The following is a 16,845-nucleotide window of genomic DNA, read 5'->3' as shown; positions in this document are numbered from 1 at the left end:
TCCTCAATTGCTAATCGTTATAAAAACATCTTTACCGAACCATGATTAAAGAAGTAACAAATTTTAAAATTTGTCAATTTCCAATATCTTCATTCCATAATTCTGGTTTTTCTGTAATAAATTCATTCATCATATTTTCGCATTCGTCAAGGTTTAAATCAACGACTTCTACACCATGAGAAATCATAAAATCTTTTGCACCTGGAAAAGTTTTTGATTCTCCGGCAATTACTTTTTTAATGCCGAATTGCACAACTGCACCAGCGCATAAATAGCATGGCATTAAGGTAGAATATAAAGTCGTACCTTTGTAATTACCAATTCTCCCAGCATTCCTTAAACAATCAATTTCAGCATGGGTGACAGGATCACCATCTTGTACTCGCTTATTATGTCCTTTACCGAGAATTTTACCATCTTTGACTAAAACAGAACCGATGGGAATTCCTCCCTCTTCTCTGCCTTGTTTAGCTTCGCTAATTGCAGCTTGCATAAATTCGTCCATTTGATAAACTCCTGATATGAAAAAACAACTGGTATTACTAGATCATGATGGCGGTGTAGATGATTATTTAGCAACTATACTATTGCTGACAATGGATCATATCCAACTTCTTGGCATTGTTGCAACTCCCGCTGATTGTTATATTCAAGCATCTGTTAGTGCTACTCGTAAAATTATTGATTTAATGGGATTTTCTCATATTCCAGTTGCAGAAAGTACTGTGCGCGGAATTAATCCTTTTCCTCGTCTTTATCGTCGTGATTCTTTGATTATTGACCGTTTACCTATTCTTAATCAGGAAGAAACTATTAACACGCCTTTAGTTGCACAAACAGGTCAAGATTTTATGGTACGGGTGTTGCGGGAAGCATCAGAACCAGTCACGTTGATGGTAACTGGCCCTTTAACAACGGTAGCTGTAGCTTTAGATCAAGCACCGGAAATTGAAGAAAAAATTGCTAAAATTGTTTGGATGGGAGGTGCTTTAAATGTACCAGGAAATGTGGAAAAAAGTCTAGAAGCAGGACAAGATGGTTCTGCTGAATGGAATGTTTATTGGGATGCAGTTTCAGCCGCACGAGTTTGGGAAACGCAAATTGAAATTATTATGTGTCCTTTGGATTTAACTAATAATGTACCGATGGCATTAGAGTTATTAAAAAAAATTACTAGACAACGCCAATATCCTATTTCTGATTTAGCAGGTCAATGTTATGCTTTAGTTGCACATCAAGATTATTATTTCTGGGATGTTTTAGCAACGGCTTATTTGGATAAACCTGAATTTTATGAATTGCGAGAATGGGAAACAGAAATTATTACTACTGGTGTTAGCCAAGGACGAACTAAAGTAGTATCAGGAGGTAGGAAAATTTACGCGATGGATAAAGTAGATAAGGAGGCTTTTTATGCTTATATTTTACAGCAATGGGCAAGATAATTAATTCGTAATTCGTAATTATTTCTCGTTACCATACTCTGTATGGGAATGAATTCTATAAGGCTCTACCTTTTCATGAAAGCTTTAGGCAGAGCCTATATATAGCATTCCCAGTCGGAGACTGGGAACGAGATAAACGAGATATTTGTAATTCGTAATTATCCCTGCTTGAGGAAATTTAAACCTAAGAAAAGGGCTGCTACAGTCCCCGCTACAGAGATTTCTCCTTGAGCAATTTTATCTAATACTGATTTTATGGGAATTAAAACAATTTCAATTTCTTCGGTAATATCTAGATTTTGTTCACCAACTTTGACGGCATTTTCTGCTAAAAATAAATGTATTTGATTGGTATCTTTGCTCGGTTTATCATAAAGAGTGCCAATTTTTTGTAAATTCTGGGCAGTATAACCTGTTTCTTCTCTTAATTCTCTGATTGCTGCTGTCTCTGCACTTTCTTTCGTGGGATTAAAGCTTCCTGCGGGTAGTTCTAAAAAAAATTCCCCTATAGCGTGTCTGTATTGACGAACAAAAATTATTTTTTGTTGATTAGTAATCGGTAAAATTAGTGCAATATCTGGCTTAATGCTGATAAAATAGTCATCTATAACTTGTCCATTAGGCAATTCTATTTTATCTTGTCTAACCTTACACCAGTGATGGTCTATGATCATGTTTGATGCTAAGGTTTTCCATTTTCGTAAATGAATCATGTTTACAGTTAAAATATATAACCACCACAATAAAATTGTAACATTCTCATCCTTCTCTCAGCGCCTCTGCGTCTCTGCGTGAGCATAAATCTTGAATATGAAAATACTTGTCAAATTATTCACTGTTAACAAACGATTTCCATTAACTATTAGTAGAGGGACAACGGCACAGACGACTAATGTGTGGGTGCAGATTTCCCATGATGGGATTGAAGGTTGGGGGGAAGCATCGCCTTTTGGTGTGGGCGATCGCAGACAGTCTACTGATACAATTCAAGCAGCTTTGCAGCAAATCACCCCTATTTTGCAAGCATTTAGCCCTTGGGAACGGCAGCAGATAGAGAAGGTATTGGCTCAAAAACAGGTTCCTTCGGCGGCTAGGGCGGCTGTAGATATGGCGCTGTATGATTGGATGGGTAAACATCTGGGGCTACCTCTATGGCAACTTTGGGGACTGGATAGAAAGGCGATCGCACCAACTTCGGTGACAATTGGTATTAATTCCCCAGAAGGGGCAGCTGCAAGGACGCGAGACTGGCTAGAATACATGGATGTGCGGCTGTTAAAGGTGAAGTTAGGTTCCCCAGCGGGGATAGATGCAGACCGAAAAATGCTGTTAGCTGTGCAGGAAGAAGCACCAGAAACAGAGTTATTTGTAGATGCTAACGGGGGTTGGAATCTCGCAGATGCGATCGCTATGTCTCTTTGGTTAGCTGATTTAGGTATAAAATATATAGAACAGCCATTACCACGCGGTCAAGAAGCCAATTTAGCCACCCTGAAGGAGCATTCACCGTTACCAATCTTTGTTGATGAAAGTTGCTTTACCAGTGCGGATATTCCTGAATTAGCCGACTATGTAGATGGTATAAACATCAAGCTAATGAAATCTGGGGGTTTAAGTGAAGCCATGCGAATGGTACATACAGCCAAAGCGCATGGTTTAAAAGTGATGTTTGGCTGCTATTCTGATAGTTCACTGGCTAATACAGCAGCTTTACAACTTGCACCTTTAGCTGATTATTTAGATTTAGATAGTCACCTCAATTTAATTGATGACCCTTTTATGGGTGCAGTGGTGCATGAAGGACGAGTTTTACCTAATGATTTACCTGGTTTGGGAGTAAAATATAGTGCGTCTGCCGCTTAATCAAAAAACAGCAATTTTACTGCATGAGGGACTCAGTGGTACTCAGGGTAAAACCGGATTGTCCATTTTACGCTACAGTGAAGCCCCAATTGTCGCAGTTATTGACCGTGAATCTGTTGGTAAATCTTTATCAGAGTTAACAGGTATCAAGCGTGATGTTCCCATTGTGGCATCTGTAGCGGCAACGTTTCAGTATATGCCGGAAGTGTTGGTAATTGGTATTGCTCCCAAAGGTGGTTTAGTACCGGATAATTACTGGCCTGATATTAAAGATGCTCTCAAAGGGGGAATGTCTTTGGTTAATGGTTTACACACACCTTTAGCTAATATCCCGGAGTTAAATGCACTATTAAAACCAGGACAGTTAATTTGGGATGTACGCAAAGAACCAGCTAATTTAGATGTCGCTTCAGGTTTAGCGCGGACTCTTCCCTGTCGTCGGGTGTTGACGGTGGGAACTGATATGGCTATTGGTAAAATGTCCACTAGTTTAGAATTGCATTGGGCTGCGAAGTTGCGGGGTTGGCGTTCTAAGTTTTTGGCAACTGGTCAAACTGGTTTAATGTTAGAAGGTGATGGGGTAGCTTTGGATGCTGTGCGAGTAGATTTTGCTGCGGGTGCTGTAGAACAGTTGGTGATGCGTTTTGGTAAACACTACGATATTCTGCAAATTGAAGGACAAGGTTCTTTGTTGCATCCTGGTTCGACTGCAACTTTACCGTTAATTCGTGGTTCCCAAGCAACACATTTGGTATTAGTTCATCAAGCCGGACAAACTCATAACCGTAATAATCCTCATGTGCCAATTCCACCGTTACCAGAAGTAATTAAGATGTATGAAATGGTGGCTAGTGCAGCGGGTGCTTTTGCTAAAGTTCCTGTGGTGGGTATAGCTTTGAATACTAGGAATTTAGATGAAGCTGAAGCGAGGAATGCGATCGCTCAAACTATAGCCGAAACCGGGCTACCCTGTACAGATCCTGTGCGTTTTGATGCTGGTTTGTTGTTAGATGCGGTGATGCGGGGTTAGGGTATTAGTACAACGCGGCAGAAATAAAGCTACTATTCTCAGTTGCTCAAAGCCGCGTAATATAAAGATTTCTGATTTTGGGTAAGAGGGGAAATGAGCGATCGTATATTTCTCAAGTCTTTCTCCAACAAACTTAACCATTTCGCTAAAATTCAATCACAGCCTGATATTTATGATTTGAACTATGGTAAATTATGATTTTCATAATTATACAAACTTATACCGTTTTATGTATTCAACAGTTTATGTTTCTAAAAAGCTGAATAATAAGGGGTAAAGTTTTGTAAAGATATAGATAACATCACCCTGTATTGACAGAAGAACTCATAGAACCAAGATTAATCCTAAACATCTATGAATCTTCAACAAGCAGAATTGTATCAACGCCTTCAGGAATTTTCTCTAGATGAAAAAAATGTTTCTTTCTCTTTTAGCCAGAGATTAGCAAGGGAGAATAATTGGAAAATTGAATATACTCAGCGTGTAATAGATGAATATAAAAAGTTTGCCGTCATCGCTGTTTTTGCTGGTCATCCAGTTACACCATCTGATCAAGTAGATCAAGTTTGGCATTTACATTTAACATATACCCAATCTTATTGGGATGATTTTTGTGAAATATTGGGTACACAACTAGATCATGGTCCGACTCGTGGTGGTGACAAGGAATATAATAAATTTAATAATTGGTATCTGAATACTATAGTCAGTTACGAACAGTTTTTTGGAGAAACTCCACCCATAGATATTTGGCCAGCTTCTCATATTCGTTTTGATAAAGAAGCTAATTTTCAGCGTGTAGATACTCACAGAAATTGGGTTTTACCCAAACCTGTATTTAAATTACCAACCATAAATGTTTTTCGTTTTATTCCCGATCATTTTTATTTAGCATTTTTGTTTACCTTGACATTGATCCTTACCAATTCTCAGATTTTATTAGCATCAAATAATAGCAGTTCCCAAAGTTACAAAAATTCTATAGGATTCTGGTTCTTCTTGATAGTAGTTGCTTCTGTGATATTTGTGATATCTACATCTGCTAGAAGTGGTGGTGGTGGTAGCAGTGGTGGTGGTAGCAGTGGTTGCGGTAGTAGTGGTTGCGGTGGTGGTGGCTGCGGTGGTGGTGGCTAAGTTATTGAATTGAACATCACATATAAACCAATACCAATATAGTTCAGTTAACACTAAAACCCTACATCTGTGTAGCTTGGTTTATACCATCTCATAGCACAGTTTGGCATAGGAAAAGGAAGAGAAAACCCAATATTTATCAAGCTTTGTAGGATTTTAATATATTCAACTCAACCTACAAAAATATTGAACTGTATTGAAATATAAATTACCAAAAAAGGAAAACCATGAATAAACAAATGATGAAAAAAATATCTTTTTCATTAATTACTGTATTAGTAACGGTTCTGATTACATTTACTCATGCTGTTGCCCAGGAAGTACCGTTTTATTGGGACTATATCAACGTTAACATCGACGTGCAAACAAATGGAGATATGTTAATCACAGAAACACAAAAATATGTATTCAAATCTAATTACTCAAATCAACGACATCGCTATATCCGATTAAATAAAATTTATGAAATTACAGATGTAACAGTTGAAGAAAATAATCAAATTATTCCTAGTGAAACAGGAATAGAAAATAATCAATTTTGGATTCGTTGGCAACATCAATTAAAATCGCCAGAAACACATATTTTTGTAATTAAATATCGTGTAATTGGTGGATCGCATATTAATGATGATAAAACTCAAGTTTACTGGAAAGCCATTTTTGCTGACCGTAAAGCCCCAATTCAAGCAGCAAAAGTTCGGGTACAATTACCAGAAGCTTTATCGGGTAAAGTCTTGGAGTTTAAAAAATTTGGTACTGCGGCTACAGCCAGTCAAGTCAATCCGAAAATATTCGAGTTTATTGCTACTCAGCCTATTCAACCACAAGAAAACTTAGAAATTCAGATTACATTTCCTAGCAACATTCTCAATATCACTAAACCTAATTGGCAACAAGGCAACTTCTGGGACAATTGGCAAATTATACTGGCTGGGTTATTTTTACTAGTTTTTTTTTCAAAAATAATTTTAGCAGTCAATAATCGCCAATGTCCTCACTGCAAAAAATTTACCCTCAACTGGACTTATCAAGAGTTTATTGTTACAAGCATTAAAGGAAAACAAAGAGTCATCCGATTCATACAGGAATGTAAAAACTGTTCTGACCATAACAATTATGAAAAAGCGATTCCAGTAACTAGTGAAAGTAGTAGTGGTGATGGCAGTAGTTAATAGCAAGTCAGAATTTACACCTTATCTCAAATAGTAGTTATTCTTATAACTTACACTATAGCAAAGGTATTGATAAATCTGAAAAGTTCTTAGTTGAAAAAGTAAAACAAAATGAAAATATCAAAATTAACAACTTTAGTTTTTGTATTAGGAGCAATATTATATAGCTCTAAAGTTGATGCTCAAAATGTGCCGAATATTTTAGAGTCAGGAAGAGAATCAAGATCACTGTTAGTACAAGTTAACCCTCAAGATGCAGAATTCTACTTCAAGCGAGGTAATGCTCGCGATGAATCGGGAGATGTAAAAGGGGCGATTGAAGATTATAGCCAAGCCCTGCGTCTTAATCCTAACTTTGCAGAAGCATACGTCAACCGAGGTTTTGCCCGCCGTGCATCAGAAGATGTGAAAGGGGCAATGGAAGATTTCAACCAAGCTCTACGGATTAATCCTAATCTTGCATTAGCCTACAGCAACCGAGGTGCTACCCGCCGTACATCAGGAGATGTGAAAGGGGCAATTGAAGATTATAACCAAGCCTTGCGTCTTAATCCTAATCTTGCAGAAGCCTACTATAATCGAGGTAATGCCCGCTTTGAATTGGAAGATGTGGAAGCGGCAATTGAAGATTACAATCAAGCCCTACTGATTAATCCTAACTTTACAGAATCCTACTATAAGCGAGGTCTTGCCCACACTCGATCAGGAAATATGAAAGAGGCAATTGAAGATTTCACCCAGTTGCTACGGATTAATCCTAACCTTGCAGAAGCCTACTATAACCGAGGTCTTGCTCGCAGGATATCGGGAGATTTAGAAGGAGCAATTGAAGATTACAATCAAGCCTTGCGTATTAATCCTAACTATGCAGAAGCATACAATAATCGGGGTCTTGCCCGCCGTGCATCAGGAAATATAAAAGGCGCGATTGAAGATTACAATCAAGCCTTGCGTATTAATCCTACTCTTGCACTAGTATACCTAAACAGAGGCACTGCCTATGCTCTATCGGAAAATAGGAAAGCGGCAATTGATGATTTCACTCAGTCCATACGTATCAATCCTAACTTTGCTCCAGCCTACCTCAACCGAGGTACTGCTCGCCGTGCGTCAGGAGATAATAAAGGGGCTACTGCCGATTTCCAGAAAGCATCTGAACTATTTCAACAACAAGGGAAAATCGCTGAATATCAATATACTCTCAATTTAATTCTGAAAATAAACATTGATAAGAGATAGAAAAAATGTTTTTGCTGCCTTATAGCAATTTCAAGAAAATGGTGTTATGTATCACGATTAAATTAACCTAATCAAATGGATGAATTAGAAGCAAAAATCCTCAAACTTATTCAAGAAACCTGCCAACACCCCAGGGGTAGTCTTGCCCGTCAGAAAGGACTTAATCAGATTATTTTACTGATTCAAAAAACAGGTAAATTATTGCGTGGAATCGGTATACCTGATGCGGAAGAAGCTTTACAGGAAACTTGGTGGTTTTTTTGTCGAAATCTTTGTGAAGCGACTACTGCAAAAGAATCTTATAATCCTGATAAAAGTAGCGTTATCACTTGGATTAATAATTACTTAAGTTATCGGTTACAAGATAAACGAATTAATTATTATGAACAAAAAAATAAATTTGATTTACTCCTAGAAGACAATGAACAACAAATAGATCCTGCAAATTTAATTCCTGCACCACCAGAACCAAGACCAATATTAAATGAAATTCAAGAATGGTTAAAAACAAATTCTCTTGAACTACAACGTATTTATATAAGAGATCGTCCTGATGTTAATTGTTGCGTTTTAATTGCTCGTCGTTTACCACCGGAAACATCTTGGATAGATTTATCTAAAGAGTTTGGTATACCTGTAGCAACTCTTAGCAATTTCTATCAACGTCAATGTTTTCCCCGTCTTCTCAATTTTGGTAAATCTCAAGCTTATTTTGATAGTGAAGGTTACTTTGATATATAGTAAGTCATGAATTATCCTACTGAACAACAAAGCATTTCTATTCCCATTCCTGCAAAGTTCCGAGATACAGCCTTACAATTTGCCCAAGAACAACCAAATCAAGAAAAAGCTAAACAAGTTTATTTGAACACTTTAGCTGTGCAAGTTGTGAATAATCACTTGCAAATGTTAGATATTTCTACCGCATTAGAAGCCAGCTATAGTTGGGATTCTTGGGGAAGAATGGGTGGAGATATAGCAGATTTAGTATTAACTGGAATTGGACATTTAGAATGTAGATATATCAGAACAGGAGAAGAAGTTTGTTGTATTCCTCCTGAAGTCTCGAATAATCGTTTTGGTTATGTAATAGTAGAAATTAATCAAACTTGCCAAGAAGCTAAAATTAGAGGATTTTTACCAGAAGTTACCACGACAGAAATTAACCTAGAAGAGTTACAACCCTTAGAAATATTCATAGAATATTATCATCAAGGTTCGGGTGTACAATTAAGACAATGGTTAGAAGGAATATATACATCCCAATGGCAAAGTATTGAGGAATTAGCTTTACAAAAAATCCCACAATTAGCCTTTCGTTCTCTAAAAGTGCGGGGATTTGAAATAGACACACCCAAAAAAGTTTGGCAAGTTATTGAACAATTATATCCCCAGCGTAGTTGGGAGAAAATATTGCCATCAACATTATTACCTAATTCAGATGTAGAAGTAACGGATATTCTTGTTTATCTTTTACAAACTAGTAATGATGAAGAAATCCGTTGGACTCTAGCAGAAGTTTTATGGACAATAGCACCAAATCATCCTGTAATTACTGCTAGGCGAATTATGGATTTAGGAATGCAGTTAGCAGGAAATCCTGTTGCTTTAATGGTAGCTATTTTACCCAAAATAGATAAAAGTTTTGCTGTGCTTTTGCGGGTATATCCAATGGGAAATCAACTTTATTTACCAGCAGATTTAAAATTATCAGGATTATATGAAAATGGACAGCCATTTTTAGAAGTTCAAGCTAGAGAACAAAAAGATAATTACATCCAATTAAAATTCTGTGCTGAATTAGGTGAAAAATTCCAAATTCGGGTTACTCTAAATAATGCAACCATTACAGAAAAATTTGTCATTTAACCAGACGAATCAATTAAGGTAACAACAGTGGGTAAGCTGGTAATATTCGAGATTGGGGAAGGTAGCTTTGAAAAAGGGTTTCCTGTAAAAATTAGAATTGCTGAAGACGGTAAACCTCATTTTGCAGAAATTTCTGGCAGGTTTCCACCAGATTTGGAAATTCCTCAAACTTATTATGAATGGCAATCAGCTTATTATAAATTGCCTGGTAATTGGTTAATTACTGTTCCGCAAACGCAAATAACTAATGTATCTACTACAGAAGTTTGTGATGCTGCTGCTCAAAAATTGAAATCTAGTTTTAACGCTTGGCTAAATCAACCATCTGTAAGAAAGTTAGAAAGGCAATTTTTACAAAAAATCGGTGAATGGGATAATGTTCGCTTTATTTTAGAAACACAAGATTCGCTATTAAGAAGACTTCCTTGGCATTTATGGGAGATATTTCATACTAGTCATATTCAACCAGAGGTTGTGATTAGTTCAGAATATAAACCATCAACAATGCAACTAAAAATTCCAGTTAAAATTCTGGCTATTTTAGGTAATAGTCAAGAAATTGATATTCAAAAAGATTTACAAGCATTGACAGCTAAATTACCAGGAGCAATTATTGAACCTTTGCTGCAACCATCACGTCAAGAAATAGTCAAAAAATTATGGAATAAATCTTGGGACATTTTATTTTTTGCTGGTCATAGTTGCAGTCAAGAAGGTGACAGTTGGGGAGAAATTCAAATTAATGACAATGAAAGTTTATCACTTTTAGATTTACGTTATAGCCTGGGATATGCTGTTAAAAAAGGATTGAAATTAGCAATTTTTAATTCTTGTGATGGTTTAGGATTAGCACGCAATTTAGCAGATTTAAAAATTCCTTATATAATTGTGATGCGAGAACCTGTTCCTGATATTGTCGCCCAACATTTTCTAGAATATTTTCTCACAGTTTTTGCATCTGGTGAATCTTTATATACTTCTGTTCAACAAGCGCGTGTGCGTTTACAGGAAGAATTAGAAAATCAATATCCTTGTGCTTCTTGGATACCTGTAATTTTTCAAAATCCAGCAGCAGCATTACTAAAATATCCCCAACCTCGTAATTTCCAAAAGATGGTTGCAAAGTCAGTTACAGTTACGATGTTATTTGTAATTATCGGTGCTATTTTATGGTTGAGTTTAAAGGAATTTAAATTGCGGAATCGGTTTAGTTATGGGGAGAAAATATTATTTAGTTCGGTGACTAATTTAGATAAAGAAGAAGCTATAAAAGCATTTTGGTGGAAAAATTACAATCAAGCAATTAACAAATTTACTACTTATTTACAGGAATATCCGAATGATCCAGAAGCTTGGATATATTTAGAAAATGCAAAGATTGGTAATAAAGAAGTAATCAAAATTGGTGTAGCTGTGCCTATAGGTAGTAATCCTCCCGTAGCGCAAGAAATACTGCGAGGAGTAGCACAGGCGCAACAAGAGATAAATAATGATGGTGGGGTAAATGGTCAGTTTTTACAAATACAAATTGCTAATGATGATAATAATCCAGAAATGGCTAAACAAGTAGCAAAAAGATTTGTTAAAAATGCGGATATTTTAGCGGTAGTTGGTCATAATAGTAGTGATGCCAGTGTACCTGCTGCTGATATATACCAGGCTGGAAAATTGGTGATGATTTCGCCAACTAGTAGCTCTACAAAATTAACTGACCGTCAAGACCGGACTCATGGTAATTATATTTATAGGACTGTAATTAGTTTCACTACAACTGCTGAAACTGTGGCTGAATATGCCAAGAATAATAAAAAAAATAAGATTGTTATTTGCCGTGACTCTAAAGCTACAGACCAGTCTTTTGAGCAAGCTTTTGTTAATGCGATGGATAGTAGAAGCTTAGAGTTAATTAATGATATTAATTGCGATTTTGCTGCTGATAATTTCCGCAGTGAGAAGATTATTCAAAAAGCAATTGATAAAAAAGCAACTGCTATCCTGTTGAATCCTCAAGTTGATAGAATTAATCAAGCTATTGAACTCGCTAAAAGTAATCAAGGGAAGTTTTTATTATTAGGAAATCCTAGTTTAGAAACTCAAGAAACCCTTGCTGCTGGTCATGCAGTTAATGGGATGATATTGGCAGTTCCTTGGAACATTAATGTTGCAGATAATCAAGAATTTGTGCAAAATGCTAAACACCTTTGGGGTGAAAAAAGCTTAATTACTTGGCGTACAGCTACGGCTTTTGATGCTACTAAAACAGTGGCTATTGCTATCCAAAAAAAGGGTAGTACGAGAATAAATATTCAACAAGCTTTAAGTAATAATTTTTCTTTTCCAGGTGTTACAGGGACAATTAGATTTTTATCATGGGGCGATCGCACAGGCGATCGCATCGGTAAGGCTGTTTTAGTCCAAATACAGCCAGATTCCAGTACACCCACTGGCTACAACTTTGTACCAAAATAGGTAATTGATGAAAGGATGGGCAGGACTTGTACTGAGCTTGTCGTAGTATGCCCATCCCACAAGATTAGATAATTTATTTTCTGAACAAAACCCTAAAAAGGTTGAAGGTAGCTCAATTATCTCAAATGATTACGCTGTCACCTTTTGACTTTCGAGACGAGCCAAACGCTCTGCTAGTAGTTGTTCTAAAGCAATTAGTGCTTTGGTAAAGCCATCAATACCTTCTGAAAGTTTATCAGATGCCATGCGGTCAGCGGCGTGCATCTTGTCGAAGGTGGCTTTATCAACGGAGATTTTTTCCATTGACAAACCTGTTACCTTTGCGGGGTCAAGTTTGCGTGGTAGTTCGGCGACAGTGTTTTGCAATTCTGTCAATAGACCAGGAGAAATGGTCAACAAATCACAACCAGCAAGTTCAGTAATTTCGCCGATGTTACGGAAACTAGCTCCCATAACTTCAGTTTTGTAACCGAATTTCTTGTAGTAGTTATAGATTGTGGTGACTGACAATACACCTGGATCTTCCGCTGCGGGGTAGTTGTCCCGTCCGGTATCTTTCTTGTACCAGTCAAGAATGCGACCAACGAAAGGAGAAATAAGAGTGATACCAGCTTCCGCGCAAGCGATCGCTTGGTGAAGACCAAATAGTAAAGTCAGATTACAGTGAATACCTTCTTTTTCCAAAATTTCCGCCGCCTTGATACCTTCCCAAGTAGCAGCAATTTTAATCAAAATGCGCTCTTTAGCAACACCAGCAGCTTTATATTGAGCAATCAAATCCCGTGCTTTAGCGATAGTAGCTTCTGTATCGTAAGACAACCGTGCATCTACTTCTGTAGACACCCGACCGGGGATAATTTGCAAAATCTTTAATCCAAAAGATACCGCCAAACGGTCAAAAGCTAGAGAAACTACTTGAGATGGGGTAGCACCTGCACCCGCATCTTTCTTCGCTTTGAGTAAAGTTTGATCAACAATTTCCTGATATTCTGGCATTTGTGCCGCAGCGGTAATCAGTGAAGGATTGGTGGTAGCATCTTGAGGCTTGAACTTGCCAATAGATTGGATATCACCAGTATCAGCCACTACAACTGTTACTGCCCGCAATTGTTCTAGTAAATTCTTAGGCATAACATACTCCGTGATTTTTTTGGTTTAGGATTTACCCAATCCCCAATTATTTAAACTCTTTCATCTTCCACAAAATTCCGATTCTGGCAATTTTTCTTAACTATTGCCTAATGAAAGCCGATTAAGCAAGGCAGAAACTGCTTTCTTCCTCAGCCCCATTTTAGATGTCTCATGCTGTAATTGGCTGTCCAATAGAATGCACTTTAATTAAACTAGTTGTTCCTGACATACCAATTGGGACACCGGAAGTTATTACCACTTTGTCATCTTTTTTCGCAAAACCCATCTCCACAATAGTGTTGACCACATTGGTAAACATTTCTTCTGCATTATAAACCGGTGGAATTAGCAAAGGTTCCACACCCCAAGATAGTGCTAACTGCCGGTAAGCAGTGGCCTCAGATGTGAGGGTAATAATGGGAGTCAGAGGACGGTATTTAGAAACAAGTCTGGCGGTACTTCCTGATGTAGTATTACAAAGAATGGCCTTAGCCCCAGTTTCATAAGCAATGCGACAAACTGCTTGCGCTACTGATTCGGTAACACTTAGACCACCAGCTTCATGATTCCAGGAATGTCTACTACCCGGTTTGAGCGCCGTTTCTGTTTCCACAGCGATATTGTGCATCATCTGCACAGCAGCAATGGGATATTCCCCCACAGCAGTTTCTCCAGAGAGCATGACTGCATCCGTACCATCTAAAATCGAGTTAGCAACGTCGGTAGCTTCAGCGCGAGTGGGGTCAGGGGCGCTAATCATCGACTCTAGCATTTGGGTAGCTGTAATGACTGGCTTACCAGCTTGATTACAACGACGAGTAATGTCTTTTTGAATGAGGGGGACTTGATGAATGGGTACTTCTACTCCCAAATCACCACGAGCGATCATAATTGCGTCAGCAGCTTCGAGAATCTGATCTAGCTGTTCAACAGCTTCTGCGCGTTCAATTTTGGCAATGAGGCGAATTTTTGCACCAGCAGCTTCAATCATTCTGCGTGCGGGTTCGAGGTCTTGGGGCGATCGCACAAAAGAAACTGCAACCCAGTCTACACCCAACTGTATCCCAAACCGCAAATCCATTAAATCCTTTTCTGTAATCGAACTCACAGGTAAAGGAGTTGCAGGTAAATTCACACCCTTATGAGTGGAAACCAACCCCCCAATATTGACATGAGCGCGAATTTTATCAGCATCACGACTCGTCACAGTTAACTTCACCCGACCATCATTAATTAAAATGGGTTCACCAGGACGCACCATAGCGAACAAAGTCGGTAGCGGTAGAGGTAATTCATCAATAGTTTCACCCTTTTCTTGCAACAAAAAAGTCACTTCGCTACCAGCTTCTAACATTAAACCTTCTGGTGGTAACTTCCCCAAACGGATTTTCGGACCACATAAATCTTGCATAATAGCGATCGGTTTTTGTAACTCGCTACTAATACGTCGTAGATGATGAAAAGTTTCAGCATGGACTTCATAAGCCCCATGAGAAAAATTCAACCGTGCCACATTCATTCCCGCTTCTACCAAAGCTTGTAGCTTCTCAGGTGCAGAAGTAGCAGGACCAACAGTACAGATAATTTTAGTTCGCCGCATAAAAAAATTAGGGAGTAACGGTACAGTAGAAGCACCCTAATAATTCGTAATTCGTAATTCGTAATTCGTAATTTAGGAATTGGTAATTAGAAAAACTTCATACCAATTACCCATTACCTAAATCAAGCCTTCTTTTCGTGCCATTGACAACATTAAATCAACAACACGGTTAGAATAACCCCATTCGTTGTCATACCAAGAAACAACCTTGAAGAAATTGGCATTCAGTTCAATTCCCGCACCTGCATCGAAAATGCTAGAGTGGGCATCACCTTGAAAATCAGTGGATACTACCTCTTCATCGGTGTAACCCAAAACACCTAACAACGCACCTTCAGCAGCTTTCTTCATCGCCGCACAGATTTCTTTGTAAGTAGTAGCTTTGGTAGTTTTGAAAGTTAAGTCAACCACCGAGACATCTGGTGTGGGAACTCGGAAAGCCATACCAGTTAACTTACCTTTCAACTCTGGTAACACCAAAGCTACCGCTTTCGCTGCACCTGTAGCTGAGGGAATAATATTTTGAGCCGCACCTCTTCCACCGCGCCAGTCTTTTTTGCTGGGGCCATCTACCGTGGGTTGGGTGGCTGTCGTCGCGTGAACTGTAGTCATTAACCCTTCAGCTAAACCGAAGTTATCATTAATAACTTTAGCAATAGGCGCTAAACAATTTGTAGTACAACTAGCATTGGAAACAATTAAATCCTTTGCTGGATCAAACAAATGATGATTTACACCCATCACCATTGTTTTTACCTTGTCTGGTTCTTTAGTAGGTGCAGAAAGTATTACCCGCTTTGCACCTGCTTTGAGATGGTTTTCCGCACCAGCGTAATCTGTGAAAAGTCCTGTAGATTCCACAACATAATCTACACCCAATTTAGCCCAAGGTAATTCCGCCGGATTTCGCACAGACACACAAGGGATAAAATGACCATCAATGACCATTCCATCTTCTCTAGCTTCTATCTTGCTCTTTAATTTACCGTGTGTAGAGTCGTACTTTAAGAGGTAAGCAAGATTATCAGGTGGAACTAAATCATTAATTCCCACAAATTCAATGTTGGGGTTAGTAAGACCAGCACGAAGCACAAGTCTACCAATACGACCGAATCCATTAATACCAACTTTCAACTTTGTCACAATTAAACCTCCTGTTTTTGGGGATTCAACTAAGGATAATTAGCCGGGTTAATTCTAATCTCACTTAGCTGATTCTTACAGTCACAAAAGGCATAGAGTCGATTTAGCTGGCATATTTTAAGGTTTAGCCATTAGTCATTGATCATTAGTTATTGGTTATGAGTGATTATTGGATACATCATTTCCATATCTATGTATCTGTGTTAAAAATGAATGTGTTTATAATTTTACCTTTTGCCTAACTTCCAATCTTCACCACCAGGTAATTGAATTAAAAGTTGAGCAATAGCGGCTGGTAACTCCTTAATAGAATGTGCATAAGTTAATTCTATAAATTTCAAAGCAGTGGAAATTATCTGGTTTTTATCTACCATTTCTGCCAATTGAAATTCATTATAAATTCCATTTAATACTTCTACACTTGCATCACGAATAGCTTCTTCAAATTCATCTTCTAATATTAAGTCCCATTCATCTATTTTTACGTAATAAGAGGTTTTGTTATCTTGCAAATTCATTTTTTTAATTTCTCGGAGGGAATTGCGAATAGAAGCAGTCCAAGAATTTGTTAATCTTTGTTCTATTTGATTTTTAATCAAATGAATTAACATAACTCTCAAAAATGATTCAATATTCCGTAAAATAGCTTGTCTACTCATCCCCTCTAACTCGTCAACAATAGCCAAAGCATCTGTATAACGTCCTTGTAAAATACTATTTCTGAGGTCTATTAATTCCTGCGTCATCTTT

General features: G+C 37.8%; 15 protein-coding genes. 9 read left to right on the top strand and 6 right to left on the bottom strand.

Annotation, left to right across the window (positions count from 1 at the left end):
• Positions 1–73: 73 nt before the first annotated feature.
• Positions 74–505, bottom strand: a complete 432-nt coding sequence (locus tag ACSQ6I_RS06365) for a nucleoside deaminase (protein ID WP_438889532.1) — start codon at positions 503–505, stop codon at positions 74–76.
• 16 nt (positions 506–521) lie between these two features.
• Between ACSQ6I_RS06365 and ACSQ6I_RS06360 the strand changes: the two genes are divergently transcribed.
• Positions 522–1,445, top strand: a complete 924-nt coding sequence (locus ACSQ6I_RS06360) for a nucleoside hydrolase (protein ID WP_438889531.1) — start codon at positions 522–524, stop codon at positions 1,443–1,445.
• A 158-nt stretch (positions 1,446–1,603) separates the two neighbouring features.
• Here ACSQ6I_RS06360 and ACSQ6I_RS06355 read toward each other — a convergent pair whose 3' ends face one another.
• Complete coding sequence (locus tag ACSQ6I_RS06355) at positions 1,604–2,158, bottom strand: NUDIX hydrolase (protein ID WP_438889530.1); 555 nt, start codon at positions 2,156–2,158, stop codon at positions 1,604–1,606.
• 97 nt (positions 2,159–2,255) lie between these two features.
• Between ACSQ6I_RS06355 and ACSQ6I_RS06350 the strand changes: the two genes are divergently transcribed.
• The 8 genes from ACSQ6I_RS06350 (at position 2,256) to ACSQ6I_RS06315 (ending at position 12,221) form a co-directional block, all read left to right on the top strand.
• A complete protein-coding gene (locus ACSQ6I_RS06350; RefSeq protein WP_438889529.1) occupies positions 2,256–3,308 on the top strand; it encodes a dipeptide epimerase in 1,053 nt (350 codons plus the stop codon).
• Positions 3,292–4,338: a DUF1611 domain-containing protein gene (locus ACSQ6I_RS06345; RefSeq protein WP_438889528.1), complete on the top strand. Its 1,047-nt coding sequence runs from the start codon at positions 3,292–3,294 to the stop codon at positions 4,336–4,338. Before ACSQ6I_RS06350 ends, ACSQ6I_RS06345 begins: the two co-directional genes overlap by 17 nt.
• 354 nt (positions 4,339–4,692) lie before the next feature.
• Complete coding sequence (locus ACSQ6I_RS06340; protein WP_438889527.1) at positions 4,693–5,472, top strand: glycine-rich domain-containing protein; 780 nt, start codon at positions 4,693–4,695, stop codon at positions 5,470–5,472.
• Positions 5,473–5,699: 227 nt separating this feature from the next.
• Positions 5,700–6,644, top strand: coding sequence for a DUF2207 domain-containing protein (locus ACSQ6I_RS06335; protein WP_438889525.1), 945 nt, complete (start codon positions 5,700–5,702; stop codon positions 6,642–6,644).
• 111 nt (positions 6,645–6,755) lie between these two features.
• On the top strand, positions 6,756–7,883 hold the full coding sequence (locus ACSQ6I_RS06330) for a tetratricopeptide repeat protein (protein WP_438889523.1): 1,128 nt from the start codon (positions 6,756–6,758) through the stop codon (positions 7,881–7,883).
• 75 nt (positions 7,884–7,958) lie between these two features.
• Entirely contained in the window at positions 7,959–8,624 is a 666-nt protein-coding gene (locus tag ACSQ6I_RS06325; RefSeq protein ID WP_438889522.1) for a sigma-70 family RNA polymerase sigma factor, read from the top strand.
• Between the two features lie 6 nt (positions 8,625–8,630).
• Positions 8,631–9,752, top strand: a complete 1,122-nt coding sequence (locus ACSQ6I_RS06320; RefSeq protein WP_438889521.1) for a DUF1822 family protein — start codon at positions 8,631–8,633, stop codon at positions 9,750–9,752.
• A gap of 27 nt (positions 9,753–9,779) precedes the next feature.
• Positions 9,780–12,221, top strand: coding sequence for an ABC transporter substrate-binding protein (locus ACSQ6I_RS06315; RefSeq protein WP_438889520.1), 2,442 nt, complete (start codon positions 9,780–9,782; stop codon positions 12,219–12,221).
• Between the two features lie 129 nt (positions 12,222–12,350).
• Here ACSQ6I_RS06315 and ACSQ6I_RS06310 read toward each other — a convergent pair whose 3' ends face one another.
• From ACSQ6I_RS06310 to ACSQ6I_RS06295, 4 genes are all read right to left on the bottom strand, one after another.
• Positions 12,351–13,352 carry a transaldolase gene (locus ACSQ6I_RS06310; protein ID WP_438889519.1) on the bottom strand — a complete coding sequence of 334 codons (1,002 nt, stop codon included), beginning with the start codon at positions 13,350–13,352 and terminating at the stop codon, positions 12,351–12,353.
• Between the two features lie 169 nt (positions 13,353–13,521).
• The gene (gene pyk / locus ACSQ6I_RS06305) at positions 13,522–14,952 is read right to left on the bottom strand and encodes a pyruvate kinase (RefSeq protein ID WP_438889518.1); all 1,431 of its coding nucleotides are present in this window, start codon (positions 14,950–14,952) and stop codon (positions 13,522–13,524) included.
• Between the two features lie 117 nt (positions 14,953–15,069).
• Positions 15,070–16,095: a type I glyceraldehyde-3-phosphate dehydrogenase gene (gene gap, locus ACSQ6I_RS06300; protein WP_438889517.1), complete on the bottom strand. Its 1,026-nt coding sequence runs from the start codon at positions 16,093–16,095 to the stop codon at positions 15,070–15,072.
• 227 nt (positions 16,096–16,322) lie between these two features.
• Positions 16,323–16,841, bottom strand: coding sequence for a DUF29 family protein (locus ACSQ6I_RS06295; protein ID WP_438889516.1), 519 nt, complete (start codon positions 16,839–16,841; stop codon positions 16,323–16,325).
• Positions 16,842–16,845: the final 4 nt, after the last annotated feature.

The organism is Anabaena sp. WFMT, assembly GCF_051781005.1.
In the GTDB taxonomy this organism is placed as follows: domain Bacteria; phylum Cyanobacteriota; class Cyanobacteriia; order Cyanobacteriales; family Nostocaceae; genus Anabaena.
The sequence above is the reverse complement of the archived record's forward strand: the minus strand, read 5'-3'. Positions and strand labels throughout refer to the sequence as shown.